This window comes from Gardnerella massiliensis, from assembly GCF_003408845.1.
GTDB classification, from domain to species: Bacteria; Actinomycetota; Actinomycetes; order Actinomycetales; family Bifidobacteriaceae; genus Bifidobacterium; species Bifidobacterium vaginale_H.
In genome coordinates, this window is the sequence record NZ_LRTV01000001.1 from 787,174 (window position 1) to 788,306 (window position 1,133).

1 protein-coding gene and 2 tRNA genes are annotated in these 1,133 nt (G+C 46.3%); all 3 read right to left on the bottom strand.

What is annotated here, in order from left to right:
* Positions 1-250: 250 nt before the first annotated feature.
* Positions 251-323: transfer RNA gene (locus tag AXE77_RS02910), tRNA-Ala, on the bottom strand.
* A gap of 34 nt (positions 324-357) precedes the next feature.
* A tRNA-Ile gene (locus tag AXE77_RS02915) sits at positions 358-431 on the bottom strand.
* 122 nt (positions 432-553) lie between these two features.
* Positions 554-1,033: a Dps family protein gene (locus AXE77_RS02920; protein WP_116712018.1), complete on the bottom strand. Its 480-nt coding sequence runs from the start codon at positions 1,031-1,033 to the stop codon at positions 554-556.
* Positions 1,034-1,133 lie beyond the last annotated feature (100 nt).

Here is a 1,133-nt window from a genome sequence, read left to right on the forward strand (position 1 = left end):
GCCGGAGTTTTTTCTCCGGCGTTTGTTGCTGTTTTAGCCAATTTGTGGAACATTCTCCGGAAAATTCCCGGCGTTTGTTGCTGTTTTGGTGCTTTTTTGGAACATTTGCCGGAGTTTTTTCTCCGGGTTTTGTAGCTGTTTTGGTGCTTTTTTGGAACATTTGCGGGAAAATTCCCGGGTTCTGTAGCTATTTTGGCGCTTTTTTGGCATGAAAAAAGGGCTTCTAGCGATTGGCTAGAAACCCTACTTGTGGAGCTAAGGAGACTCGAACTCCTGACCCTCTGCTTGCAAAGCAGATGCGCTACCAGCTGCGCCATAGCCCCAAAGGTAAAAAGAATGAAACTCACTCAATTTCCGTGGGCCCGGGAGGACTTGAACCTCCGACCTCATCCTTATCAGGGATGCGCTCTAACCACCTGAGCTACGGGCCCAACTTGTATGCTTAAAACATACAAGTAGTTAGATTAGCACATAGCAGCAAAAAGTCAAACCCAACTGCAGGGCGTGTCGCACTATGCGCTCATCGCAACAGTCATACCATTATATATTGCAATTAATCAAGATGACTACGCATAAACCACTGGAACTTCTCCAGCTGCTGCACGTGATCCTGAATAATGTTAGAGCTTACGACGTCAAGCTCATCAAGCTCAGCAATAGCTTTGCGATCGTCTGCAATCATATCGTTGTAATACTCAATAAGAGCCTGCAAATATTCTTTAGTTGACTTACGACCAGTTAAAGCAAAACGCTTCCATGTGCGAGCTGCAACAACATCGTCTGCGCGGCCAAGTGGAGAGCCACCCAAAGTTGCAATTCTCTCAGCAGTTTCATCCGCCTGAGCCAAAACTTCAGCAACCTGCGGATCAAGCATTTCGTGTACAGCAATAAAATCTGGGCCAGTAACATTCCAGTGAGCATGTTTAAGCACCAAAGCAGCCTCCTGCTCGTGGCTTAAACGATTCTGCAAAACAGCAACAGCCTTTTCACTGGCCGCTTCGTCGAGACCTGGCAAAATATGCAATAAGGCCATATTTATCCTTCCTTAGGTTTGTTATTATCATACTTATTTTATCGCTACGGCTAGCTACGCGCGGCGACGCACTTCAAGAGTTGCAATACGTCGACCATCA